Origin of the sequence: Allobosea rubneri (assembly GCF_032464875.1) — a bacterium.
In the GTDB taxonomy this organism is placed as follows: domain Bacteria; phylum Pseudomonadota; class Alphaproteobacteria; order Rhizobiales; family Beijerinckiaceae; genus Allobosea; species Allobosea rubneri.
Map to the genome: position 1 here is coordinate 1 of NZ_JAWDID010000064.1, position 23,986 is coordinate 23,986.

Below are 23,986 nucleotides of genomic sequence, written 5' to 3' on the forward strand. Positions count from 1 at the left end.
CTGGCGGCGCATTGATCTCCGGCCTGGTCTTCGGCTGGCTGCGCTCGGTTCATCCGACCTTCGGCCGCATCCCAAGCTCGACCGTCTGGTTCATGAATTCGGTCGGCCTGAACATGTTCATCGCGGTGGTCGGCATCTCGGCCGGCCCCGGCTTCGTCAAAGGACTGCAGACGCAAGGCGTCGGCCTCTTCCTCTGGGGCGCGTTGGCGACGACGATCCCGCTGGTCCTGGCGATGTTCGCCGGCAAGTTCATCTTCCGCTTCGACCCCGCGATCCTGCTCGGCGCCTGCGCGGGGGCCCGCACCACGACCGCCGCGCTCGGCATGATCTGCGAGACCGCCAAGAGCCAGGTTCCCGCCCTCGGCTACACCGTGACCTATGCGGTCGGGAACACGCTCCTCACCATCTGGGGCATGGTGATCATCATGCTGCTGACCTAGCGCAGGCCAAGGAAAGACCTTCGATCTCAGCCTCATACCGGGAGCATGTCATGGATCCTGTCACGCTGCGAACCTTCGAGAAGCTCAGCCCCTTCGAGATCAAGGACGAGCTGATCCGCCTCGCCAAGCTGACCGCGCAGAATTCCTCGATCGCCATGCTCAATGCCGGGCGCGGCAATCCGAACTGGGTCGCTATGACGCCGCGGGAGGGCTTCTTCCTGCTCGGCCAGTTCGCGATCACCGAAAGCCGGCGCGTGATGAACAAGCCGGCGGGGATCGGCGGCATGCCCAAGGCCGACGGCATCGCCGCGCGGCTCGACGATTGGCTGGCGACGCACAAGGATTCGCCAGGCGCCGGCTTCCTTAAGGACATGGTCGCCTTCGCCGTGAAGAAGTTCGACTTCAAGCCCGATGCATTCGTGCACGAGCTCGTCGACTCGATCATCGGTGACAACTACCCGGTTCCGGACCGCATGCTCGTCCACAATGAGCGCATCGTGCACGAATACCTGATGTGGGCGATGTGCGGCGAGCCGCGGCCGAGCGGCCAGTTCGACCTCTATGCCGTCGAGGGCGGCACGGCGGCGATGTGCTACATCTTCAAGTCGCTGAAGGCCAACCGGCTGCTGAACCCCGGCGATACCATTGCGCTGGCGACGCCGATCTTCACGCCCTATCTCGAAATGCCGCATCTCGAGGATTACGGGCTCAACGTCGTCACGGTCGCGGCGCCGCAGGAGAACCGCTTCCAGTTCACCGACGAGGAGCTGAAAAAGCTCGAGGACCCGAAGGTGAAGGCCTTCTTCGTGGTCAACCCCGGCAACCCCTATGCGGTCGCGCTCAGCGAGGAGACCATCGCCAAGATCGTCAAGCTGGTCCAGACCAAGCGGCCCGATCTGATGCTGCTGACCGACGATGTCTACGGCACCTTCGTCAAGGGCTTCCGCGGCCTGCTCGGCGCCCTGCCGCACAACACGATCGGCGTCTATTCCTACTCGAAGTATTTCGGCTGCACCGGCTGGCGGCTCGGTGTCATCGCGATCCACCGCGACAACATCTTCGACAAGGCGATCGCGAAGCACCCCGCGAATATCCTGGCGCCGCTCGACAAGCGCTACGGCCCGCTGACCCTCAAGCCGCGCGAGATGAAGCTGATCGACCGCATCGTCGCCGACAGCCGCGACATCGCGCTCAATCACACTGCCGGCCTGTCGCTGCCGCAGCAGGTGATGATGTCGCTGTTCTCGCTGTCGGAGATGATGGACGAGGCCAAGCTCTACCAGAAGACCTGCATGGAGATCGTCCATTCCCGCGCCCAGCGCATGGTCGAGGGGCTGGGCATCGAGGTGCCCGACAACCCGCTCCATGACCGTTATTACGGCCTGGTCGACTTCGAGTTCTGGGCCAACAAATATGTCGGGCCCGAGGTGGTGGCCTATATGAAGAAGAACATCCACCCGCTCGACATCGTCTTCCGGCTCGCCGAGGACCACGGCATCGTGTTGCTCAATGGCGGTGGCTTCCACGCCCCGGACTGGTCGGTCCGCGTCTCCTTCGCCAATCTCGACGACGAGGTCTACAGCCAGATCGGCCGCGCGACGCGCGCCGTCGCCCGCGGCTATCGGCAGGCTTTCGACGCCTACAACCTCGCCCTCAAGCAGAAATCCTGAGGGCGTCAGCGGCGCCGCTGCGAAGGCGCGACGGCAGACCGCCCCCTCCCGCGCGCCGTTCGGCGTGCGGGAGACCCGAGCGGATCTGGCTGACCAACAGCGAGTTCGGCAATGGACTTCGTCGTCGCGGCACTGCGCAACAATCCCGAGCTCGCAATCTTCCTGACGGTCGCGCTCGGCTTCCTGATCGGCCGGCTGAAGTTCGGCAGCTTCAGCCTCGGCGTCGTCGTCGGCTGCCTCCTGGCCGGGGTCCTGGTCGGCCAGCTCGACATCAAGGTGCCGGCGGTGGTGAAGGCGGTCTTCTTCGACCTATTCCTGTTCACCACCGGCTACAAGGTCGGGCCGCAATTCTTCCGCGCCCTGAAACGCGATGCCCTGCCGCAGATGGCGCTGACCGTGGTGCTGTGCGTCACCTGCCTGCTGACGGCGCTGACCTTCGCCAAGCTGCTGAGCTACGACATCGGCACCGCCGCCGGGCTGCTGGCCGGGGCCTTTTCGGAATCGACCGTGATCGGCACCGCCGGCGAAGCGATCCAGCGGCTCGATCTTCCGCAGGCGGAACGCACGGCGCTCGTCAACAACATCCCCGTCGCCTATGCCGTCACCTATCTGGTCGGCACCACCGCCCTCGTCTGGTTCCTGCCGAAGATCGGCCCCAGGCTCATGGGGATCGACCTGCGTGAAGCGGCCGCGGCTACGCGGCCTGAGAAGGCCACGACGGCAGCTGAAACCGAGGGCGTCACGTCCGCCGCGCGCCTGTTCGACGTACGGGCTTATCGTGTCGAGAACCCGGCGCTGCTGGACAAGACCATCGCCGAGCTCGAAGCCATGCCGAAGCAGTCGCGCGTCTTCGTCTTGCGCGGCCGCAGCGGCGATACGCTGTTCGACCTCGCCTCGCAGCACCGGATCCGGGCCGGGGACATCATCGCCGTGATGGCGCGCTTCGAAGTGCACGCCGCCCGCGGCGACGTCATCGGCCCCGAAGTCTCCGACCCGGATCTGCTGGACATTCCTCTCCAAGTACTCGACGTGGTCATGACGAACCGCGGCCTCGACGACAGGTCGCTGGCGGAGTTGTCGGAGGATCAGCTCGCGCGCGGCGTCTTCCTCGCCAAGCTGACGCGTTCGGGCATCGCCATGCCGGTGATCCCGACCACCCGTCTCAATCGCGGCGACGTCCTGTCCCTGATGGGCCCCATGACCGAGGTCGAACGCGCCGCCGCCGTGATCGGCTATCCCGACCGGCGGACGGCGGCGACCGATATGATCTTCGTCGGACTGGGCATTTTTCTCGGCGGTCTCTTCGGTCTGCTCTCGGTCGTCGTCATGGGCATCCCGCTGACGCTGACCGCCAGCGGCGGCGCCCTGTTCATGGGCCTGGTCTTCGGCTGGCTGCGCTCGGCCTATCCCTTCTTCGGGCGCATTCCCGAGCCGGCGATCTGGATCTTCGATACCGTCGGGCTGTGCATGTTCATCGGCATTGTCGGCCTCGGTGCCGGGCCCAGCTTCGTCGCCGGCCTGCAGGCGACGGGCATCAGCCTCGCCGCCGTCGGCCTGGTCTCGGCGCTGCTGCCGCACACGGTCGGCATCCTGTTCGGTCGCTACGTCCTGAAGATGGACCCGTTGATCGTGCTCGGGGCCTGCGCAGGCGCCGGCACCATCACTGCGGCCTTGAGAGCAGTCCAGGACGAAGCCCAGAGCAGCATCCCCGCACTCGGCTACACGGTGCCCTACGCAATCGGAAACATACTGCTGACGGCCTGGGGCCCGGTTCTGGTCGCGTTAATGGCGGCCTAATGCACCATCTGCTTCACCTCCTCTGGGTGAACCCTCTCCCGGCTGCCAAGACCGTCATGCTCGCCCTGCCGGAATGGTTCGACCATTACAACGAGCTTCACCCTCGTAGAGCGCTCGGATATCGTTCCCCCCGCGAGTGCATCGCGGCTCATGCAGCACTGTGAGAAATGTCCGGGCTTTTGTGGCTGCGACAGCCGTAGACACGGCGCCCGATTGCCATTTGTTGCCCAACTGGGCACCGTCGACGAACCGGCCGTCGCCCGGAGATCTTGCTTCTCTGCGATCTGGGCCCGAGGGCGTTCACGAAGGCAACGTCAGCGTGGAAGACAAATTCTAGTCCGCCGCCGGTTCTGTGAACCGGCGGCGGACTATGAGATGATGCTGACCAAACAAGGTTCGCGCCTGTCTCAAAATGACGGCGCGTTTGAACCAAAGTCAGCAGTTATATACACCCGTCGCGCAACGGCGCGTGGTTCTGCGCGCTGCGCCTGCGACGCTGACGGGCGTCATCGGGCGTCCAACCCGAGCGGCTGCGCTCGACATGTAGCCGTTCACTCCAGGCACTGAGGACCGCTCCCCGAGCTCAGCTGCCATCACTCCGAAGACCAACGCGGCCAAGGAGAGCCATACACGCTTCGCTATTGTCATTGTTGACCTCCCCTCACGAAATGCGACGGCATATCCGCCAACTTGTCCCGAATTTCCTTCAGATCGATCAACTGTGCGTTGGAGGCGTTCTTGAACGCAAAGTCGTCGGCCGCGACTTCGCCGCCGAATTTCCAGTCGCGGAACTGAATGCTGTATTGCGGTGCCTGGCTGGTCAGTTTGGACGTAACCAAGAACTGGCACGGATAGGGGCGCGCGCCCTGCGCAACCCAGACCTGCCAGTCCACGTCATCCTTGCGAAAAGCAAGTGAATCACACTCGACGCCATTGATAACGCCGCTGCCAAGATCCTTGGCATCATAGACCCCTTGGATCAATTCGTCGTAAACGCTGCCCAACAGAATGTCGGATGCGGGCAGAGGCCTGTTGTGCTTGTCCTTGAGTTCCTCGATGATCTGGTCGACGGTGCCTGGAGCCGCGATTTGAGCGTATGTGTTTACGTTCTTGCCCAGCAGCGTCAGCGTTTTCCCGTCAAAGAGTATCTCGATATCGCTAAAGCCACCGGCTCGCGTGGCGCGCACCTTGTCAGGGCGGCTGAGCGTCACGGCTCCGGAGCTCGCGAGGCCGATTTTCTGGTCGGTGGGCGTTACGACCTCAAACATGGAGTCAAAGCCGAAGGAGAGCGTTTTCTGCCCCACGAGGAAGTCGGACATTGCCTTCAGCATTTTCCGTGCTTCGGCAGAGTCAGTGAACCTGCTTAACTCAACCCGGCGGTTCAACGCGCGACCGGAGGGAGACTCGTTGCTCGCAACGGGGCGGCTCTCTCCGAGACCCGCCGTTATCAGCCTTTGGCCGTCGACGCCTCGTTCGACAAGAGCTGCCTTGACCGCGTCCGCACGCTCCTGGGACAGGATCGCATTGGGCGCGGGAGCGCCTGTCGCATCTGTATGACCGACGATCCGCAACCGCCAGTCGGGGAAATTCTTCATTGTGGTTGTGATGTCGTCCAGAAGCCCTTTCGAACTTGCCTGGATCGTCGCCTTGTCGGAATCGAAGCGAAGACCATAAAGATCGAACCGTTGCTTCGTTTGCAGGGCCTGCTCCATGCCGTCCCGACGATAACGGGCCTCCATATCCTCCGCTGTCTGCGCCCGAGAGGGCATGCCCGTTAGCGTCAGCAGGGCGGCGCTGCTTATCAAGCCCAGAATATGAAGATCGACTTTGCTAGGCGATTTTCTCATTCCACCCTCCATCTCTAGCCGCCGCCGTTGATAGGCAGGGGCTCGCTTCCACTGGTCCCACAACCAGCGGCCGTCTGGCTTTGACAAGCCATTCATTGAAGCGGCGCAAATAGTCTCGGCGCCTCTGTCGTTGTGATGGGCCCGCTACGAAAACGGCTGGCTGTAGGATAGGCTGGCTACGCCATCGAGGTTCGGCAATCGGCGCTTTTGACGGAACGACACACCCAAGCGTCCACTCTCAGCGCCGTAGCGATCGGGGACGCGCGGCTGTCGCTCTAACAGCAACGCTCGCGTCCAATCGCAATAATGGCTGCCCCAACCCGAAGCGTCTATTGGCCTTAGAGGCAATACTTCGGAGCTCGCGCTGCTCGGCGTGTGAGCTGGCTCGGGGGCCTGAACGCGGCATGATTGTCGTGAACAGGAGCGGATATGACGAGACGCATGCGCCGGAACCACAGCCCGGCTTTCAAGGCGAAGGTCGCTTTGGCGGCGCTCAAGAGCCAGAAGACGCTGGCCGATCTGGCGCAGCAGTTCGATGTCCACCCTAATCAGATCACGCAGTGGCGCAGCCAGCTTCTTGACGGGGCCGCCGGCGTCTTCGGATCCGAGGCGAAGTCGGAAGCCACCGCGCCGGTGATCGATATGAAGACGCTGCATGCGAAGATCGGGGCCCTTTGCTTATCGTCCTCCGGCGCTGCCACTGGCCTGGTCTTACTCCGCCCCGCTGGCCTGGAATCCGACCGCCGTTGACAGCGCGCACGGTCTGCCATTGAACCGGCAGGCGAAGGTGCTCGGGATCAGCCGGGGCAGCGTCTATTATCTGCCCCGCGCGGTTCCGGCCGCCGACCTGGCGTGGATGCGCGCGATCGACGCGCTGCATCTGGAATACCCCTTCGCGGGCAGCCGCATGTTGCAAGGTCTGCTGCTGGCGGAAGGCGCTACCTGGCCCGAGAGGTGTTCTCCCTTCATCATGCAGCGCCAGAACGAAATCAACGCGACCCGCATCGCCGCTTGACAAACAGAAGGGCGTCCAGGGCTCGCAGTTCACCAGCCGCGAGTTCACTGCCCTGCTGATCGGCGCGGGCATCAAGATCAGCATGGATGGCAAGGGCGCCTGGCGCGACAACGTCTTCGTCGAGCGCATCTGGAAATCGGTGAAATACGAGGAAGTCTACCTGCGCGCCTACGCCAGCGTGTCCGACGCGCGCGCCTCGATCGGCCGGTATCTCGCCTTCTACAACGGCCGGAGGCCTCACCAGAGCCTGGGACGGCAGACGCCCGATCAGGCCTACTTCAACGCGCTACAGCCAATCCCGGTTGCGGCATAACCAGGGCCGAAATCCACTTAGCGACAGACCGCAAACTGTTCAGACAAACCGAGCCATCTCTCAACCCAGGAAAGGCTTCCGGAGAAAAAATGGGTTTGCAGCAGTCGAGTATCGCGGCCGCCAGTGCGAGATTGACCACCTCTGGCTGAAACGGCCCTCTCGATTCGGGTGTTTAGCTTAGGTCAAACCCGGTGTTGGTGTAGCCAATCCAGCAGCAGAACATAACTGACGGCCAATAGCACCGGCCCCACGAATATACCCAGCAGCCCGTCGACGATCATACCGCCGAGAACGCCGATCAGGATTATCGGCATCGGCACTTCGAGCCCTCTGCCGAGCATCAATGGCCTGAGAATATTGTCGCTGAGGCCGACGACGATGTTCCAGATCAGAAAGATTACGGCTGGCTGCGTCGCCTCGGAATAGAAGACATAGACCACGACAGGCAACGTCAGCAAAATCAACGGCACCTGCATGATACCTAGCAAGAGCGCAGCGAGCGTAAGAGGGCCCGCTGCCTGAATTCCGATTGTGAAGAAGCCGAAACCCAGAAGCAGCGACTGGACTACCGCCACGCCAACCACCCCCAGCCCCACGCCGCGGATCGTGGCTGCGGTCAGTGCCACCAGTTGCCCTGCGCGCGCCTCGTTGCCGGTGACCCTCTCGAGCGCGCGACGAGCAAATTCTGCGGCATTCTCCCCGTGGGCAACGAGCGCGGCGGCAATCGCAAACGAAACGACGAATGACAATTCGCCCATGGCGAGGCCGCCCGCAAATGAAGCAAACCACGCCAGCGGGCCGCTGACCAGGTGCCCATACTTAGCTAGCGCAGCCGGCATGTTGGAGGCGACGAGCGACCAAATCTCCGCCATCTTCTTGCCGACGAGAGGCGTGCCATCGAGCCATAGCGGTGGCTCTGGAAACGTCACTCCCTGGCTCTGAAAGTTTGCGATCAACGAATAGAGGGACGTCGCCAGGGAAGTCACTAGGATCACCATCGGGCCCAGCATAAGCGAGACACCGATCAGCCCGATCAGCAGCGCCGAGCCACGATTTCCAAGTCGTGACACCAGGCGCAAATGCAGCGGATGCAGCATCACCGCGAGGATTGCCGACCAGATCAAAAGGAAACCAAAAGGAAGCACGATCCGAGCGCAGGCATAAACCAGCGTACCGACGAGCCCCAGCCGGATGGCGGCGTCAATTATGGTCGAGGGCGCAATCGCGTCGCGGGGCCTCGGAGCATTCGGGTCCATCGTCAAGCCCTTGCTTAACGCGTTGCGCAAGCTGTCAGCCTCCGGCAATAGCCGGCCAGACCTCCAAGCAGGGAGGTACTCGTGGGCCCACCCGTGTTTGCCCGACCAGAACCTTGAAGCAGCCGGGCGCAAAGGGCCCGGCTGCCCGCAGATTCCAAGTGCCTGCTCTCAGAACTTGTAGTTCACGCCGACACGAACAAGTCCGGCGCCGCCGCCACCACTGGTTGTCGCGGTATAGACCCCTGCCGGAAGGACGCCACCTGCGGGGTTGTTAAAGAAGCGCGTCCTTCTTCCCTCGCCGGTGTCGACATACAGACCTTCGAGCTTGACGGTCCAGTTATTGGTGAAGGCATATTCGACACCGCCGCCGATGGTCCAACCGGCGTTACTCGTGGCGTTGCCAGTGAGCGGATTGGTGTTGAGCCCACCATAAGCGAGACCACCGGTGATGTAGATCAAGGTCCTGTCGATGGCATAGCCCAGGCGGACGCGCACGGTGCCGAAGTAGGCGCCATCTCCACCGCCCCGGCCACCCCACCAAGTATAGGGCCCCCAAGCGACATCGCCGCCCGTGTCGACATACTGGATGTCGGTCTCGAGGCCGTAGACAATAGCGCCGGACTGCCAATTGTAGCCGATTTGGCCACCCCCGACGAACTGGCCATCACCACCGCCGCCGCCCAGAGACCCGGACGAGCCAGGGGTCGGACCAGTTACGATTACGCCGCCCGAATCGCCCCAGCCCACGCCGGCATTGAGGCCGATATAAAATCCGGTCCATGTGAACACCGGTGCGTAGACAACCGGGGGAGGCGCTCGGCTTGGAAGATCGGCCGCAAAGGCCGAGGTCGCAAGGCATGTCGCTAGAGCAGTGGATACAAGGCGTAAACGCATGTGATCCTCCTTCCCATGCACAGCAAGGATGTCAAACGGTCTCATATAAAGCGGTCAGCAGGAAGAAAAGAATAAAGAAATGCCCCGGAATCCTCCTTGAAGTGACAATTTCAACACGTTGGAACTTCGAATCCGAGACCAGGACCTTCGGCAGGCGCGATACTGCGCAAGGCGTCGTCTGTCGGGTTAGGGGAGCTCGACCACCGACACCGATCATGATCGCCTCATTGACGATCACTGCGGGGCCTATCCATCGGCTTGGACGCTGGCGAAGCTTCGAGGCTGTAGAGTTCGCTAAGCTGACCTGGGTCGACTGGTTCAACAATGCCGGCTGCTGGAGCCTATCGGCAACTCCCGCCGGCCGAGGCCGAGGAGCGCTACTACGCCATGCTGAGCGAACCAGCGATGGCGGGGCTCAAACGTAACGGCTTCCGGGAAGCCGGCGATGTTCAATTCGACCGGTGATCCGCCCCCGTCGCTTGGTCCAAGGCGATTGTTAGTGGGCGGTTGGCCTCGACGCCAGCGCGGGCGGCGTAGCTGGTCTGGGTTGCGCAGTCGCCCGTGCGGTCATGGCGGGGATGAAGACCTCTGGTGCTGGAGGCTTGTAGCCGAGCGAGCCATGCGGGCGCACGGTGTTGAAGTGCCGCCGCCAGCTTTCGACGATGATCTTCGCCTCCGCGAGGGTGTAGAAGATCTCGCCGTCGAGGAGTTCATCGCGCAATCGGGCGTTGAACGACTCGATGAAGCCGTTCTCCCAGGGGCTGCCGGGCGCGATGTAGGCGGTCTTCGCACCAACCGCGCTGATCCATTCCTGCACAGCCTTGGCGACAAATTCGGGGCCGTTATCTGAGCGGACATGTTCCGGCACGCCGCGCAGGATGAACAGGTCCGAGAGCACGTCGATGACATCGATCGCCTTCAGCTTTCTGTCGATGCGGATCGCCAGGCATTCATGCGTGAACTCGTCGATGATGTTGAGCATGCGATACTTTCTCCCGTCATGGGTGCGGTCCTCGACAAAGTCGTAGGACCAGACATGGTTGGGCCGCTCGGCGCGAAGGCGGATGCAGGATCCGTCCGCGAGCCAGAGCCGACCTCGTTTGGGTTGTCGGGTTGGAACCTTCAGCCCCTCGCGTCGCCAGATCCGCTCGACCCGCTTGTCGTTGACCACCCAGCCTGCCGTCGAGCGCAGCAGCACGGCGATCTTGCGATAGCCGTAGCGGCCATAACGGCGGACCAGTTCGACGATGTCGGCGATGAGCTTTTCCTCGTCCTCGCGTCCATGCGGGATTCGACGCTGGGTCGAGCGGTGCTGCCCGAGCACACGGCAGACCCGCCGTTCCGAAACCTTGAGGGCGAGCCGAACATGGTCGATGCAGGCGCGGCGACGCGCGGGGCTCAGTAGTTTCCCGAAGCCGCCTCCTTCAGGATCAACTTGTCGAGCGTCAGATCCGCGACGGCGCGGCGGAGCCGGGCGTTCTCGGCCTCGAGCTCCTTCATCCGCTTAACCTGATCCGTCTTCAGCCCGCCAAACTCACGGCGCCAGCGGTAGTAACTGACCTCCGTCACGCCGATCGAACGGATCGCATCGGCAACGGATTGCCCCTGCGAGACCAGCACATCGACCTGGCGCAGCTTCGCGACGATCTCTTCGGGCTTGTGGCGCTTCTTCGGCATCTCGGTCCTCCTGTCTGCCAAAAGACATACTTCAGGGTGGACCAATTCAACGGGGGTGGATCACCGGCGCGGAGCTGCCACTCAAATTAACGGCCGTCTCATGACCTCAAGGCCAATAGAAGGGATACTGCGCCAGGCGCAGAATTGGCGACCGGCGATGAGGGCGGGGCCGATCAAAGCGGCCCCATCACCTTTGGATATCCGAACCATGACCCGGATCCAGGAGCGCGGGCGCGCGCGTCTCAAGCTACGCTTGCCTAGTTGGCGGGATCGTTTTGATCTCGCCTCCGGACAAGCCTTCCTTGACGTCTGCGAGGCCTACGACTTGACATGCGCGGTGCTTGAATACTGGGCCAAGTCGGAGGCGCCGACAAGGAGCTCGATCATTGCAGAGTATGAGGAACTGATGGCGGCCTTGGAATTGGAGGCCCAGCTCTTTGCTACTCGCGAGGCCGTGGAGGGCCCGAAGCCTCGACGTTCGTAGGTCCAAGAGGCAGAAAGTCCGATAGCTCTTTCAGTGGTTTGTGATCGAAAGGGAGAGCTTGCAAACACGTTGGTCTGGAAGGGGAGCCGGGACGGAAAAGCGAGTCATTGAACTCGAGGAGCGTAACCGCTGTTTTCAGGCCACGGCCTTGAGCGGCTGAGGCGCATAGTCCCATGGCAGCAAGTTGTCGATCTGGCTCCGGGGACGGCCGGCGACGATGCGGGTGATGACATCGACGAGGTAGGCTTGCGGATCGACGCCGTCGAGTTTGCAGGTCTCCACGAGCGAGGCGACGACTGCCCAATGCTCGGCGCCGCCGTCTGATCCGGCAAAGAGTGCATTCTTGCGATTGAGGGCGATCGGCCGAATGGCGCGCTCGACCACGTTGGAGTCGATTTAGACGCGGCCGTCGTCGAGGAAGCGACTGAGGCCCGCCCATCGCGAGAGTGCGTAGCGGATGGCCTCGGCGAGTTTGCTCTTCTGGCTGACGAGGAGAAGCTGTAACCCTCCGCCGAGGGCCACGATCAGGCAGCTTTGAGATGGGCGTCGTGCTGGAGCCGCCAGTTCCAGGGGAGCAACTCGCTGAGCCGGCTCTGCGGCGTGTCGGCGATGCGCGTGAGGACGTCGGCGAGCCAGGCCTGCGGATCGACGTCGTTAAGCTTGGCGGTGCCGATCAGGCTGTAGATGACGGCGGCCCGCTCGGCGCCGGGATCCGATCCTGCGAAGAGCCAGGCCTTGCGGCCGAGAGCCAGCCCTCTCAGGCTTCGTTCCGCGGCATTGTTCGTCAGGCAGATGCGGCCGTCGCCGAGGAAGCGGGCGAAGCCATCCCATCGCCGGAGCATGTAGTCCATGGCCTGGGCGACGGGCGCATGCCGCGAGAGCCTGGCGCGATGCTCGCGTATCCAGGCTTCGAGATCGGCGACAAGCAAAGCGCTGCGATCCCGGCGGACGGAGAGGCGCTGCTCGGCCGCGATGCCGTTGATCTCGCGCTCGATGTCGAAGAGCTTGTCGATGCGGGTGACGGCTTCGAAGGCGATCGGCGAGATCGGCGCGGCGTTACGCCCGCGCCGGCGACTCGTGGCGATATCGGCAAGCTCGAAGAACTTCCGGCGAGCATGGGCCCAGCACAAGGCCTCGACGATCGGCCCAGGCTGGCGGTCGGGTGCGAGCAGCCGGTTGTAGCCGGCATAGGCGTCAGCTTGCAGGATGCCGGTGAAGCCGCGCAGATGCTCTTCGGGATGATCGCCCGAGCGGTCTCGCGAAGCCTGGAACAGCACGGCCGGCGGATCGACGCCGCCGAACGGCCGGTCGTCACGGACATAGACCCAGGCCCTGCCGGTGTCGGTCATGCCCTTCGCCAGGATCGGCACCGGCGTGTCGTCGCCATGAAGCCGTTCGGCCGCCATGACATGCTGCTCGATCAGGCTATGGAGCGGTCGCAAGGCCGCAGCGCAGGCGCCGACATGGTCGGCCAGCGTCGAGAGCGGTAGATCGATGCCTTCGCGGGCATAGCGCTCGCTCTGCCGGTTCAGCGGCTGGTGCTGGCCATACTTCTCGAACAGCACCATCGCCAGCAGGTTCGGCCCGGCATGACCACGTGGGATGACGTGGAACGGCGCCGGCGGCTGGGCGATCGTCTCACACTCGCGGCAGGAGAAGCGCTCCCGCACCGTCTGGATTACCTTCCACTGGCGCGGGATCACCTCCAGCGTCTCGGTGACGTCCTCGCCGAGCTTGACCAGCTTCAACGAGCCGCAGCACAGGCAGCTCTCCGGCGTGGCGACGACGATGCGCTCGCGCGGCAAGTGGTCCGGGAACGGCTGGCGCGCGGGGCGCTTGCGCTGGAAGGCGGCAACGTTGGTTGCCCGCGCCGCGGCTTCCGCTGCCAGTTCGTTCTCGGTGGCGTCGGCCTCCAGATCCTCGAGCTGCATCTCCAACTGGTCGAGGAGCCGGGCCTTGCGTTCCGAGCGCGTGCCGTAGAGCTCGCGCCTGAGCTTCTCGATCTCCAGCTTCAGCCGCGCGATCAGCGCGTCCGTGCTGCTGTTCGCGGCCCGCTCCCGGGCGGCGGCCGCTTCGGCCTCCAGACGCGCCGCGCGCTCCGCCAGGATCATCGCATGGGCGGCGGCGAGGTCGCTCGGAAGGGCATCGGAGGCGTTCGTCACACGGCCGATGGAATCACTCCATCGCCCGCGAGCCAAGCGCAAATGTTCATCCCGTCGCGGTGGGGCGCCAACTCTGCTGCGGCATCCGCCAATCGATGCCTTCGAGCAGATAGCCGAGTTGGGCCGGCGTGATCGTCACGATGCCATCCGCCGGCGATGGCCAGAGGAACCGGCCACGCTCCAGCCTCTTCGAAACAGGCACGAACCCTGGCCGTCGTGCCAGATCACCTTGAGCAGGTCGCCGCGCCGGCCGCGGAAGACGAAGAGGTGGCCGCCATGCGGATCGCGACGCAGCACCTCCTGGACCTGAAGAGCCAGGCCGGCGAAGCCCTTGCGCATATCCGTATGGCCGGTCGCCAGCCAGACCCGAACCCCGCTCGGGACCGGGATCATCGCCGACGCCTCGACAGCCCGCCGGCAATCGCGATGACGCGGTCTGCCGGTGTGTCACCAGGCAGTCGGACTGTCACGCCCCCCTTCGATCGCGATCTCGATCCGATCGTCCTCCGGCACGGCGGCCAAAGCTGGACAGCCATCCCGACGATCGATATCCGGCACTGGTGCCGGAAGCGCCGCCGGCGGATCAGGAATGATCGATACGGCCGCAAACCCCACCGGCGCACGCCGTCCAAGCAGCCGGTCTCGCCAGCGATAGATCTGTTGAGCCTGGATGCCATGGCGCTTCGCTGTGGCAATGACGTTACCGCTGGTTGCCGCCTCCTCGACGACGGTGCACTTCTCGTCCCAGTTCCAATGCCTACGCCGCACATAGGTCTCGTCACCCACAGCCGTTCTCCAGCACCACTGCTGGCATCGATGCCAAATCAGCGTGACGGCAGGCTGGACAGACACTCACCTTCGAACAAGACGGCTCTCGGCGGAGGGATACGAGAAGCTTGGCGTGCAGCCACGGCTCCAGCGCCTCGACGATGGGGCGGCTTTGGGCCTGGCGGTTGTCGCGCCGCTCCTCAGCGGAGCGTCCGCGGATATCGCCCTCGATGCGGTAGAGTTCTGCGATGCGCGCAAGCGCTTCTGAAGCGATGGGCGCAGGACCGGCCTCGGCCAGTTCGTAGAACTTCCGCCGGACGTGAGACCAGCAAAGGGCCAGGCTCACGGCATTCCTCCCGGCCAGCGTCTTATAGCCGGCGTAGCCGTCCACCTGCAGCACGCCGGCGAAGCCTTGAAGATGGCGGATCGGCTGCTCGGCCTTGCGGTCCGGTGCGTAGAGATAGGTCACACCCGGCGGATCGGCGCGGCCCAAGGTCGTTCGTCGCGAGCGTAGGCGAAGAGCTGGCCTGTCTTGGTTCGGCCGCGGCCCGGATCAAGCACCGGCGCAGTGGTCTCGTCTGCGAAGAGCTTGGTCGACGCCTTCAGCCGCTCGAACAGACGTTCATGCACGGGCCGTAGGAGGAAGGCTGCCTTGCCGACCCAGTCAGCCAAGGTCGATCGGTCCAGGTTCACGCCCTGCCGGCTGTAGATCTGGGCCTGGCGAAAGAGCGGAAGGTGATCGGCATATTTCGCGACGAGGACATGGGCGACCGTGGCCTCCGTCGGGATGCCGCCCTCGACGACCCCCAGCAGCAACTGGTCGACCGGCAGGCTCTCGGCTCGGCGCCCGAAGCGATGACGTTGCAGCTCCTTGATGATCTGACGCAGCCGCTCGTTCTCGGCGCGCTCCTCTGCGAGCATCGCCCAAAGCGCGATCGGATCGCTGGTCAGTGGATTGGCCGCGTTGCTCACGAAGCCGATTCAATCATGGATTACAGTGGCTTGCCAGCGCTGAACGATCAACTTGCCGCGACGGGCACGCGGGTCTCGCGCCGCTCATGCACCCGTCGCCAGCCAAGGCCTTCGAGCAGCGCCTGAAGCTGCGCCGCGGTCAGCCGCACGATACCGTCGGAGATGGCGGGCCACTGGAACTTGCCGTCTTCCAGCCTCTTGTACCTCACAAGAGATTGCAGCCGCGCCCGGCACAGATCAGCAGTTAGTGCGGGTCACGCATCCGTTTCACCCTCTGTTAACACGGAAGTTGCCCTGCGTCGGCTGGCGGTACAACCGCCATGGCGAACGCGTTTTGCCGTACGTCTGGAAAATACGAGCCAGGCAAGACCGTCAGCTGACGGGGAAAGAGGTGTAGTATGAATGCAGAGCGTTCGAGAATAGGCAGACGCCCGTCCCATCGAGGTAAACCAGCTTGATCCGGTCGGCGCGCCGCGCCCTTGCGGAAATCGACCGGCTTGGTCGCCACCATGACGCGGACCGCGCCGGTCGGGCCGATCACGAGCCGGCCTTCAACGCACCCAGTACCGCCGCGATCGTGGCCGGCGAGGCCCCATTCTCGATCGTCACCTTGACACCGGCGACGTCGAGCTCGATCGCCGCCGCGCGCCGATGGTGTCGACTGCGCCGCTCTCGGCGCGGCAATGCTGCCGGCGGCTCCGCTACGAGAACCGGTTCGGGAGTGATGACCGCCGGCACGAAGGTCGGCACCGCCTGCGCGGCCTTGCGCGCCTCGCGACGCCAGGTGAACAACTTCTGCGGCGTCAGGCCATGCCGGCGCGCGACCTCGGACACAACCGCTCCAGGAACCAGCGTCTCTTCAAGAATCTGCGCCCGCTCGTCGGTGCTCCAACGCCGCCGGCCTGTCGCCCCGGTGATCCCCTCGCCCTCGGCCTCAAGTCTATCATCAAGCCTAGACACAAAACGATCCTCCAAATCAGGATCGTCACACTGGGACCTTAGCTCGCCGCGAAGAAGGTCCGGTCGGAACACCGCTTACCGCGGAGCCGGGCCATGGGTGAATTCTTCAATTCGCAAGGGATTACCCGTGGACGCGGCCTTTCCTTCTTGTGTCGCCGGCTTACTGGCCCTTGCGGGGGCTCGAGTGGTGTGGAACGACGTGCGGATCGGCGCACGATATGCAACTATCGACGCTCTAATCGCCGTATTGACCACGGCCAGTCGCGTTGACTGTGGAGCTGAATGGCCGGCCACGCTGCCGCTTGAGTTTCACTGCCCCCTTGCGCCGTAAGCCGGTCGCCCGAAGCCGGACGCCCTCGGACGGTTCCAGACGCATGGGAGGCGAAGTCGTTTTCCGGCGTCAGATCAGGCGCGCGCAGCTCCTGCTGTCTTTGCCAAGCAGCCTGCTTGGTGTCGTGGGGGATGGAAGAATGCGCCCGGTCTCATCATTGTGCTAGCGAACTGTCGCGCTCGGTCAGAAGGTAAAGTCCATGCCGGCGCGGCGCGTTCGCAATTTTTCACAACGATTTAGCGCCCAGTGCTCGGCGAGAAGCGGCCAGCTTGATCAGTCTCCTGCCCAGGCAGTTACTCCTTGGAGGGCGATCCGTGAGGCGAAAGAGAAGGCCAGAGTTTGGAGCCGCCTGGTGACCAAGAACAATGGAGGTCAGCGTCTCCCTGCCCGGTTGACAGGCCCCCCGCGGTTCATCGGCGTACCGGGACGCACTCCAACGCCCGGCGCACCAACGCCCGGTGTCGCAACCGCGCGGGCAACCGGCCGCGGACGTAATACAACGCCGGCTCGTGCGACACAGCCCGCTGGGTAACCAACATACTGGCAGTAAACGACAGCAGGTGCATCTTCGGTGCTTAGGCCGATCCCACCTGCGACAAGGGCAGCCAACAGGATTCGCGCTTTCATCTTTAACTCCTTCTGGGCAGCGGGGGCCCGCGAAGCTCCGCCATCGAGCCAAATAATTCCTGGCCGCTCTTCGGCGGCAAGCCCGATCCATCATATGAGCGCCGATGGTCTCGGCGCGCTATTGTACGTCCGGACAATACCACCGCCGAGCACTGAACCCCTCCACGCGGACCAGTTAACGAGCTTGCTTGAAGTGCTTCCAGTGCCCGTGGCCCCCCATTCCCCACCTCCGGTCGGTGGCGACGGCTATGGATGCTAGCCAACGGAAGTCGCCACCGTCTGAAACGGGCCATGTCGGCGCATTCCCGATGCGCCGAGCCGTCATCAGGGATGGGACTGGACTTCGCGGTGGCTTCGAGCATTGGTGTCGGTGTGAGCGGCGCCCGGCGCGCCAGATGTCCTGTGGGTCCCTGCCGGCCGTAGCGCCAGGCGGGGCCGTGCTGGTGACGGGGCTAATCCCGTCCTGTCCGTACAGGAGATCGCCAGTGTCCCCGAAGTCCCGTGAGACCAAGAGCCACAGCCGCAACACCCGCAAAGTGCTGGCATCGAATCCCGCTAATTGTCGTGTGCCCGCCGACGGCACTTTAGACGCACCGGCTACGTCGGCGGCCAGCGAGGCGGCGGCTACTCCCGTCGACAATGCGCGCCTCCGACCGAAGGCGAACACCAAGCTCGGCATGGTGCTCGGGCTGCTCGAAGAGCCGGCGGGCGCCTCGCTTGCCAAGCTTACGGAGTTGACTGGCTGGCTGCCGCATACGACCCGGGCGGCGCTGACCGGTCTGCGCAAGCGAGGCTTCCAGATCGAGCTGCAACGTGGCTCCGATGCGGCTGACTCGGTCTATCGGAGCCGCGTCGATGCCGCCTAAGCTCGCAGCGCAAGCGCACAGCAAGGGCGAGGCCCCTCAAGGGAGCCTCGCACACGAACTCGTGGTACTGCAGTCGGCGAGCATCGTCGAACTCCAGGCGCAGTTCCGGCGGCTCTATCAGCGCCCTGCTCCCGAGAGCCTGTCGCGCGACCTGATTGCGCGTCTCCTTGCTCATCGCATCCAGGAGCGGCGGCTCGGCGCTCTCGATCGCGAGCTCCGCGTCAGGCTCGAACGCCTCGTCCAGGGACTGCCGCCTGGGCGTCGGCTGAAGTCGGGAACGGTGCTTGTCCGGGAGCACGAAGGCACGATGCACGAGGTCGTCATTGTGCCTGGCGGTTATCTCTGGAACGCCGAGACTTTCAAGAGCCTGTCGACCATCGCCAGACGGATCACCGGGACCAGCTGGAACGGGCCACGCTTCTTCGGACTGCGATCGAGCCGCCCCTCGGCCACGAAGGCAGGCGCTCATGCGTGATGCTCCGATGAAGCCTCAGCGCTGCGCGATCTATACGCGCAAATCGACCGAGCATAACCTCGACCTCGCCTTCAACTCGCTGCACGCCCAGCGTGAGGCGTGCGAGGCCTATGTGAAGAGCCAGGCGCATGAGGGCTGGCGGCTGCTGCCCGAATGCTACGACGACGGCGGCCTGTCAGGAGCTTCGCTGGTGCGCCCTGCCCTGCAACAGCTTCTCGACGCGGTGAAGCAAGGCGGCATCGACATCATCGTCGTTTACAAGGTCGATCGTCTGACCCGCTCGCTTGCCGATTTCGCCAAGCTGGTCGAACTGTTCGATGAGCATGGCGTCTCCTTCGTTTCCGTGACCCAGAGCTTCAACACGACAAGCTCCATGGGGCGGCTGACGCTGAACGTGCTGCTCTCCTTCGCCCAGTTCGAGCGCGAGGTCATCGGCGAGCGTGTGCGTGACAAGATCTCGGCATCCAAGCAGAAGGGTCTGTGGGTCGGCGGCCCAGTTCCGCTCGGCTATCGCAGTGAGAAGAAGCTGCTCCGCGTCGATGAGATTGAGGCCGCCGTCGTGCGCCGCATCTTCGAGCTTTATCGCGATCGCGGCTCGGTCCGCGCCGTGGTCGAGCAGCTCGCTGCCGATGGCGTGAAGACGCGCAAGGGCTATCGCTTTGGGCCGGGCCCCATCGCCGCCATGCTGAAGAACCGCTTCTATCTTGGCGAGATCGTCTGGAAGGGACAGGTTCACAAGGGACAGCATGCGGCGCTCGTCGAGCACGAGCTGTTCGAAGCCGTGCAGTCACGCATCAAGGGTGCCGCCGTCAACCGACGACGCATCGCCGGCAGCCGCGTCGCGACCCTGGCCGGGGTGTTATTCGACGACGCTGGCAACCGGATGAGCCCGAGCCACAGTTGCAAGGCTGGTGTGCGCTATCGCTACTATGTCTCGCGAGCGCTGCTCCAGCACGATCGCGCAGGCGCCGGCTCGATCTCGCGCGTCTCGGCGCCGGAGATCGAGGCGGTAGTACGGGAGGCTGTCGCCGATCAAGACGTGGCCAGCATAGAGCGCGTTACGCTGCATCACGATCGGCTAGCGATCCTAATGCGACCGACTGACACCACCCCTGAACCTGAGCCCCTCTCGGTCCCGTTCGTCTGGCAATCGCAAGGGCGACGGAAGGGCGTCCTCCATGAACCGGCGCAGCAGCAGCGTCTTGATTACAATGCGGCTGAGGTCTTGCTGATCGCCATCGCCAAGGCGCGTCGCTGGATAAGCGAGCTCGTCGAGGGAAAAATGATCTCGACCGACGCCATCGCGCTTCGCGAGAACATGGGCGAGCGCAATGTTCGCAAGCTTCTGCCGCTCGCCTGTCTCTCACCGAATGTGATCCGAGCCATCGCCGACGGCTCGGCGCCGGCCGATCTCACGATCCGGCAGCTCACAGCCGCACTGCCGCATGCCTGGGCTCGGCAGGAGCAGAAGCTCCTGATCGGCTGAGCTCGCCAACACCAGCACTGATTTGGAAGTTCGTCGCGGGGATCTGCGGCGAGCATTTTCGTCGTGGGAGAAGCGCCAGGTCTCAGTCCGATCGAACCAGTCTGCGCGCGGCGCTTCCCGATGGCCGCGGAATCACGGAAGTGGAGGTCGCAGACCGCGGCCAGATTCGCGCCCGCAAACTGCCTAATCGCAGACTGACACAGTCTCTGTGGGGCCGACGTGGCCGCTAACCCTCGACACTGTCGCAGATTTTTCGATACCGGGCGAAAGTCTCGGATCGCGAGACTAGGTGGCTGGGGCGGGAGGATTCGAACCTCCGCATGGCGGTACCAAAAACCGCTGCCTTACCGCTTGGCGACGCCCCAATGCGGCTTGCCTTCTAGAGCGCGGCGGCCAAGCGCGCAATATCCGATCGGCCGAGATCACAGGATGTCTGATCGCGGCCGCGCCGGTTTCGCCTTTTTTCCGAAGATTGCGTTTTCCTGCCGCTTGCCTGTTGCGCACCACGGAGCGGCTGGCTATAAGCCGCCCACCAGTTGATCGGAGTGTGGCTCAGCCTGGTAGAGCACCTCGTTCGGGACGAGGGGGTCGCAGGTTCAAATCCTGCCACTCCGACCAAAATTTCCCGATATATTATGACGTTAGAAGTGCGGCCCTTCGGGGCCTTTTTCTTTTCTCGACGGAAATCCCGGCAGTTCCGAGAAAGATCGACGCACCTTTTCGCCGATCGTCGGCCCCTGCGCGACCGCCCGCCCATTCCGGACGACTCCCATGCATCGGCAGACCTTCGTCGGCGTGATTCTGCAGCAACCTGCAGAGGCATATGACACGGTCGGCTGCAGGGCAGGTGCAGGCGCCCGCCGGTCAAATGCCTCTCACCGGGCCGGACGAAGACACCACCGGCGGGAGGCGACCGGAAATCCTGTCGTGGCCGACCTCGACGCTCTCGACACCAGCTGCGACATGTCAGCTGCTCCGGTCGATGCCGATCTCGAAACTGTCGCCGGCTCCGGGCTCGCTCAGAAGACCCGCCGCGTCGCGCGGGCGACGGGGGGCGCACTGGCCACCGCGGCAGGCGTCCTGACGCGGCAATGAGGCCGCGCCGACCGCGGCTGCGACATGCTGCGCGACCGGATCGACCATCTGGAAGCGGCCTGTGCGTCGCAGACGAAAAAAGGCCCGGCGCCGTCTGAGCGAAGACCGGGCCGATGGAACGGCGATATACGAACAATGTGAAGTAAACCGACGCTGTTCGCTTTACTTGTCCATCAGACACTGCCCCTCACAATAGAGGAGCGTTCGCATGGTTCTTTCGGCACTCGGATTTCTGAGTTTCATGGCTCTCGGATATGCGCTCTACGTCGCATCCGCGCCGGAGAAGGCTGCCGCGCCCGCGAAACCGTTGATCAACTGAAGAACAAGACCCAGGCCCGCGCCAAGCCGGGCGCTCACTAGCAGCGACCTTCCGAATTGCGCCCGACCGCGCGCACGCCTCGTCCCTGCACCATGGGCTATTTCAGCAAGAAGGCGCCTCGATACGACGGCCACTCCGATCGGTCGTCTGCGGCTTGCTCCGGACTCTCGGGCTATGAGTGAGCGCCGCAGCGGCTTCCTATTTGCCGCAGACTGCGGCCAGCGCACCGAGCGGAATCGGCAGCGACCGCCCATCCTCGAGCAGGAGGAACGGCTCGAGCGCCCCGGCCTCACAGGTGAATTCCTTCGGCAGCATCAGCCGGAAACCGAACCGAACCTTGCGCAGATCGGTGCGCCCCAACGCATCGGCCGTGGCGGCGCGCATGCGATCCAGATCGACCAGCGCCAGGGTCTGTCCTGCCTGTCGTAAGGCAACGTGGCTGCCGAGCTGGGGCTTGTCGAGATCGATGCCATATCCGCGGACGACAAGGTTTCCCGTCGGCATCGTCGCGATCGCGTCGATCGCCATGCGCACGCTCGGACCTGCGACGGACGTCGGCCCGGACAGAATGCGCGCGGCCCGCGCGGTATCGGCGGCCTCGCCGCGCATCCTGAATTCGCCAGCCGCGGCCACCGCCAGGAAAAAGCTGATGAACGCGAGCGCCACGATCGAGAGGCGCCGCTTGGGAGCGCCTGTAATGTGCCGTTTCAGACGTCGATGAATCGCGCCATCCAACGGCGCCAGTGCGACGGCCGCTGCAGTTGAGGCGGCCGCCCAGACGAACCACAAGAGGACCGGTGGCGTGGCTGCCGGCAAGACGGCCGAAAGCGTCATGATGATCGGCACATGGACGAGGTAGAGGACGTAGCTGGCATCGCCGAGACGCAGGCCGAAGCGCGCGAGCGCTCCCGCTGGCACGGTCATCGGGGCGGTCACGGCGCTGGCCACGAGCAGGCTCGCGGACAGGCCCGTGACGAGCCTGAGCATGGCTGCGTCGAGCTCGAAGACGAAGACAGGGAGCAGCAAGATGACCGCAGCCGGCATGAGCGACCGAGGCAACGCGCCGCGGCGATGGAGCTCGCCAGCCAGAAAGCCCAGCACGAATGGAATGTTCAGCACCGTCAGCGGAAACTCGCTGAGCGTCGGCGCTCCCGGATGGGCCTGCCCCGGTCCAAGCGCGAAAGCGCCGGCCAAGATTACCAGCCAGGCCAGCATCGCCACGGGCGCAAACCGCGCCAAGCCCAAGAATGCCAGCACCGTCAGGCCGACATAATAGGTCATCTCGTAGAGCAGCGTCCATTCGACGCCGAGAAAATAGGGGCGAGGCCCGGACGGCACCAAGGTCAGTGCCCAGAAGTTGAAGCCGCGCGGCTGCCCGATAAGAACGAAGAGTACGGACGCCAGCGCGATGATGATGAACATCGTCGGATAGATGCGAGCGATCCGGCTGACCAGAAACGTACCCGGATCATCCCGTCGCAGGAGATCGCTCATCAGATAACCGGACAGCGCAAAGAAGACCGCGACGCCATAGGCTCCCCAGCCGCCCGGGAAGACACCGTTCATGGCCTCGCTGCCGCGCAACAGCTCGAGATATGTCGCGCAATGATAGAACAGCACGGCGAGCGCTGCGAAACCGCGCAGATATTGCAGGCGCGCATTGCGGACGATCGAGGGCTCGTAGTCGGAAGCGACACCCGGAACCGCGACGAATGCTGTCCCGCCGATTGGCGGCCGAGGGCCGGCAAGGTCCGTCACTGTCACCATCTCCCGCGGTCGCTGACCGCGTCAAAAGCAGCCCTTCTCGGCGGCAGCACCCAAACTCGCCTTCGCCAGCGGCAACGGGGGCGGAGTCGAGGAGCGCGGATCATCTTCATCCCGCGGGTCTCGGCCAGCGGCAATGAACTTTGTCCGCAATGTGCCTGATCGATGTCTGATTGTTTCGCAGTGTTGCTGACTTGTAACTGAAACAAGCCCAAGATGATCGGAGACGCAGCCCTCGGACGAGGCCGGCATTCATGGCTGCCCCCGAGATCACCTGCTATCAATCCGGATCAGAAGAGCCTCACGGCCGCTGGGCGCAGAGTTCGGATGACGCCGCGCGGTCTTTCCGGTGGCATAGGAGCAGCAGGGCTTCGATAGCAGGACTTTGCGCGACACCTTGACCAAGCTGCGCCATATCCCAGGCATGAAGGCTCGAGATCACAGTGCAATTTCAGGGCACCGCCCGGCGCTCGTCGCGTTCGTCAGCCGTGGCGCAGCGGACGGGCTTTCGCTAGACTTGGGCTGAGCAAGTGGAGCGGGCCTGCATGACGCGCATTCTTCGTATCGTTGGTATCCTCGGCATCGCCACCTTGCTCGCCGGCTGCGACCGCTGCGGCAACATGATGGAACTCGACATGTTCCTGCAGCCGGTGAAGAAGGTCTGTACGGACACCAAGCCGGCCGGCTGAAGGGCGCTTCCCTTTCACCACCCGCAAACGAAAAAGCCGGGGCAAGCGCCCCGGCTTTCGGCAGTCCACAAGGATGTCG

At 63.9% G+C, this 23,986-nt stretch carries 20 protein-coding genes, 2 tRNA genes and 6 pseudogenes; 13 read left to right on the plus strand and 15 right to left on the minus strand.

The genetic code is table 11. The annotated features are described in order from the left end of the window. The 4 genes and pseudogenes from RKE40_RS25530 to RKE40_RS25545 all read left to right on the plus strand — a co-directional run. Positions 1-440 (plus strand): aspartate-alanine antiporter-like transporter (locus RKE40_RS25530; RefSeq protein ID WP_449249561.1); only part of this gene is annotated, 440 nt, incomplete at its 5' end. 50 nt (positions 441-490) lie between these two features. Further along, positions 491-2,110 (plus strand): bifunctional aspartate transaminase/aspartate 4-decarboxylase, encoded by a 1,620-nt coding sequence (locus RKE40_RS25535; RefSeq protein ID WP_316021007.1) that lies wholly within the window; start codon positions 491-493, stop codon positions 2,108-2,110. 111 nt (positions 2,111-2,221) lie between these two features. Then, positions 2,222-3,907, plus strand: coding sequence for an aspartate-alanine antiporter (gene aspT / locus RKE40_RS25540; RefSeq protein WP_316021008.1), 1,686 nt, complete (start codon positions 2,222-2,224; stop codon positions 3,905-3,907). 26 nt (positions 3,908-3,933) lie between these two features. Further along, positions 3,934-4,071: pseudogene (locus RKE40_RS25545) on the plus strand (integrase core domain-containing protein); the annotation flags it as partial. A 480-nt stretch (positions 4,072-4,551) separates the two neighbouring features. On the opposite strand, the gene RKE40_RS25555 reads toward RKE40_RS25545, so the two are convergent. Next, on the minus strand, positions 4,552-5,754 hold the full coding sequence (locus tag RKE40_RS25555; protein WP_316021010.1) for a DUF2092 domain-containing protein: 1,203 nt from the start codon (positions 5,752-5,754) through the stop codon (positions 4,552-4,554). 429 nt (positions 5,755-6,183) lie between these two features. Here RKE40_RS25555 and RKE40_RS25560 point away from each other — a divergent pair. Further along, positions 6,184-7,082 (plus strand): annotated as a pseudogene (locus RKE40_RS25560) (integrase core domain-containing protein). Positions 7,083-7,264: 182 nt separating this feature from the next. Here RKE40_RS25560 and RKE40_RS25565 read toward each other — a convergent pair. The 3 genes from RKE40_RS25565 to RKE40_RS25575 form a co-directional block, all read right to left on the minus strand. After that, positions 7,265-8,368 carry an AI-2E family transporter gene (locus tag RKE40_RS25565; RefSeq protein WP_316021011.1) on the minus strand — a complete coding sequence of 368 codons (1,104 nt, stop codon included), beginning with the start codon at positions 8,366-8,368 and terminating at the stop codon, positions 7,265-7,267. A 138-nt stretch (positions 8,369-8,506) separates the two neighbouring features. Beyond that, a complete protein-coding gene (locus RKE40_RS25570) occupies positions 8,507-9,232 on the minus strand; it encodes an outer membrane protein (protein WP_316021012.1) in 726 nt (241 codons plus the stop codon). A gap of 31 nt (positions 9,233-9,263) precedes the next feature. Further along, entirely contained in the window at positions 9,264-9,470 is a 207-nt protein-coding gene (locus tag RKE40_RS25575; protein WP_316021032.1) for a hypothetical protein, read from the minus strand. Between the two features lie 10 nt (positions 9,471-9,480). Here RKE40_RS25575 and RKE40_RS25580 point away from each other — a divergent pair. After that, a pseudogene (locus RKE40_RS25580) lies at positions 9,481-9,697 on the plus strand (hypothetical protein); the annotation flags it as partial. Between the two features lie 31 nt (positions 9,698-9,728). Here the strand turns inward: RKE40_RS25580 and RKE40_RS25585 are convergent. Further along, a protein-coding gene (locus RKE40_RS25585) for an IS3 family transposase (protein WP_316021013.1) occupies positions 9,729-10,909 on the minus strand; the annotation gives its coding sequence in 2 pieces (ribosomal slippage) (positions 9,729-10,645 and positions 10,645-10,909; 1,182 coding nt in all). 208 nt (positions 10,910-11,117) lie between these two features. Here RKE40_RS25585 and RKE40_RS25590 point away from each other — a divergent pair. After that, positions 11,118-11,393, plus strand: coding sequence for a hypothetical protein (locus RKE40_RS25590; RefSeq protein ID WP_316021014.1), 276 nt, complete (start codon positions 11,118-11,120; stop codon positions 11,391-11,393). Positions 11,394-11,528: 135 nt separating this feature from the next. Here RKE40_RS25590 and RKE40_RS25595 read toward each other — a convergent pair. The 8 genes and pseudogenes from RKE40_RS25595 to RKE40_RS25630 all read right to left on the minus strand — a co-directional run. Beyond that, positions 11,529-11,894: pseudogene (locus RKE40_RS25595) on the minus strand (IS66 family transposase); the annotation flags it as partial. A 23-nt stretch (positions 11,895-11,917) separates the two neighbouring features. Continuing rightward, complete coding sequence (tnpC, locus tag RKE40_RS25600) at positions 11,918-13,504, minus strand: IS66 family transposase (protein WP_316021030.1); 1,587 nt, start codon at positions 13,502-13,504, stop codon at positions 11,918-11,920. Positions 13,505-13,601: 97 nt separating this feature from the next. Further along, positions 13,602-13,948 (minus strand): annotated as a pseudogene (gene tnpB, locus RKE40_RS25605) (IS66 family insertion sequence element accessory protein TnpB). Between the two features lie 54 nt (positions 13,949-14,002). Next, on the minus strand, positions 14,003-14,341 hold the full coding sequence (locus RKE40_RS25610) for a transposase (RefSeq protein WP_316021015.1): 339 nt from the start codon (positions 14,339-14,341) through the stop codon (positions 14,003-14,005). 106 nt (positions 14,342-14,447) lie between these two features. Beyond that, a pseudogene (gene tnpC, locus RKE40_RS25615) lies at positions 14,448-15,295 on the minus strand (IS66 family transposase); the annotation flags it as partial. 47 nt (positions 15,296-15,342) lie between these two features. After that, the gene (gene tnpB, locus RKE40_RS25620) at positions 15,343-15,504 is read right to left on the minus strand and encodes an IS66 family insertion sequence element accessory protein TnpB (RefSeq protein WP_316021016.1); all 162 of its coding nucleotides are present in this window, start codon (positions 15,502-15,504) and stop codon (positions 15,343-15,345) included. A 328-nt stretch (positions 15,505-15,832) separates the two neighbouring features. After that, positions 15,833-16,270 (minus strand): IS66-like element accessory protein TnpA, encoded by a 438-nt coding sequence (tnpA, locus tag RKE40_RS25625; RefSeq protein WP_316021017.1) that lies wholly within the window; start codon positions 16,268-16,270, stop codon positions 15,833-15,835. 688 nt (positions 16,271-16,958) lie between these two features. Next, the gene (locus RKE40_RS25630) at positions 16,959-17,213 is read right to left on the minus strand and encodes a hypothetical protein (protein WP_316021018.1); all 255 of its coding nucleotides are present in this window, start codon (positions 17,211-17,213) and stop codon (positions 16,959-16,961) included. Positions 17,214-17,698: 485 nt separating this feature from the next. Between RKE40_RS25630 and RKE40_RS25635 the strand changes: the two genes are divergently transcribed. From RKE40_RS25635 to RKE40_RS25645, 3 genes are read left to right on the plus strand one after another with little or no spacing between them, the layout of a single operon-like run. Further along, entirely contained in the window at positions 17,699-18,079 is a 381-nt protein-coding gene (locus RKE40_RS25635) for a DUF3489 domain-containing protein (protein WP_316021019.1), read from the plus strand. Beyond that, entirely contained in the window at positions 18,069-18,554 is a 486-nt protein-coding gene (locus RKE40_RS25640; RefSeq protein ID WP_316021020.1) for a DUF2924 domain-containing protein, read from the plus strand. Before RKE40_RS25635 ends, RKE40_RS25640 begins: the two co-directional genes overlap by 11 nt. 7 nt (positions 18,555-18,561) lie before the next feature. Beyond that, entirely contained in the window at positions 18,562-20,040 is a 1,479-nt protein-coding gene (locus RKE40_RS25645; protein ID WP_316021031.1) for a recombinase family protein, read from the plus strand. A gap of 290 nt (positions 20,041-20,330) precedes the next feature. Here RKE40_RS25645 and RKE40_RS25650 read toward each other — a convergent pair. Continuing rightward, positions 20,331-20,405 (minus strand) — tRNA-Gln (locus tag RKE40_RS25650). Positions 20,406-20,581: 176 nt separating this feature from the next. On the opposite strand from RKE40_RS25650, the gene RKE40_RS25655 reads away from it, so the two are divergent. Together RKE40_RS25655 and RKE40_RS25660 are read left to right on the plus strand one after the other, a co-directional pair. Continuing rightward, positions 20,582-20,658, plus strand: a tRNA-Pro gene (locus tag RKE40_RS25655). Between the two features lie 309 nt (positions 20,659-20,967). Beyond that, positions 20,968-21,135 carry a hypothetical protein gene (locus RKE40_RS25660; protein WP_316021021.1) on the plus strand — a complete coding sequence of 56 codons (168 nt, stop codon included), beginning with the start codon at positions 20,968-20,970 and terminating at the stop codon, positions 21,133-21,135. Between the two features lie 517 nt (positions 21,136-21,652). On the opposite strand, the gene RKE40_RS25665 is transcribed toward RKE40_RS25660, so the two are convergent. Continuing rightward, positions 21,653-23,212 carry an acyltransferase family protein gene (locus RKE40_RS25665; protein WP_316021022.1) on the minus strand — a complete coding sequence of 520 codons (1,560 nt, stop codon included), beginning with the start codon at positions 23,210-23,212 and terminating at the stop codon, positions 21,653-21,655. 551 nt (positions 23,213-23,763) lie between these two features. Here RKE40_RS25665 and RKE40_RS25670 point away from each other — a divergent pair. Further along, positions 23,764-23,907: a hypothetical protein gene (locus RKE40_RS25670; protein WP_316021023.1), complete on the plus strand. Its 144-nt coding sequence runs from the start codon at positions 23,764-23,766 to the stop codon at positions 23,905-23,907. The last annotated feature ends 79 nt before the right edge of the window (positions 23,908-23,986 follow it).

What these genes read in the sequence shown, in the direction of transcription:
- RKE40_RS25535 (WP_316021007.1), top strand. Translation starts at nt 491, where the DNA reads ATGGATCCTGTCACGCTGCGAACCTTCGAGAAGCTCAGCCCCTTCGAG.
- aspT (WP_316021008.1), top strand. Translation starts at nt 2,222, where the DNA reads ATGGACTTCGTCGTCGCGGCACTGCGCAACAATCCCGAGCTCGCAATC.
- RKE40_RS25555 (WP_316021010.1), bottom strand. Translation starts at nt 5,754, where the DNA reads ATGAGAAAATCGCCTAGCAAAGTCGATCTTCATATTCTGGGCTTGATA.
- RKE40_RS25570 (WP_316021012.1), bottom strand. Translation starts at nt 9,232, where the DNA reads ATGCGTTTACGCCTTGTATCCACTGCTCTAGCGACATGCCTTGCGACC.
- RKE40_RS25590 (WP_316021014.1), top strand. Translation starts at nt 11,118, where the DNA reads ATGACCCGGATCCAGGAGCGCGGGCGCGCGCGTCTCAAGCTACGCTTG.
- tnpC (WP_316021030.1), bottom strand. Translation starts at nt 13,504, where the DNA reads ATGATCCTGGCGGAGCGCGCGGCGCGTCTGGAGGCCGAAGCGGCCGCC.
- RKE40_RS25630 (WP_316021018.1), bottom strand. Translation starts at nt 17,213, where the DNA reads ATGAAAGCGCGAATCCTGTTGGCTGCCCTTGTCGCAGGTGGGATCGGC.
- RKE40_RS25640 (WP_316021020.1), top strand. Translation starts at nt 18,069, where the DNA reads ATGCCGCCTAAGCTCGCAGCGCAAGCGCACAGCAAGGGCGAGGCCCCT.
- RKE40_RS25645 (WP_316021031.1), top strand. Translation starts at nt 18,562, where the DNA reads ATGAAGCCTCAGCGCTGCGCGATCTATACGCGCAAATCGACCGAGCAT.
- RKE40_RS25670 (WP_316021023.1), top strand. Translation starts at nt 23,764, where the DNA reads ATGACGCGCATTCTTCGTATCGTTGGTATCCTCGGCATCGCCACCTTG.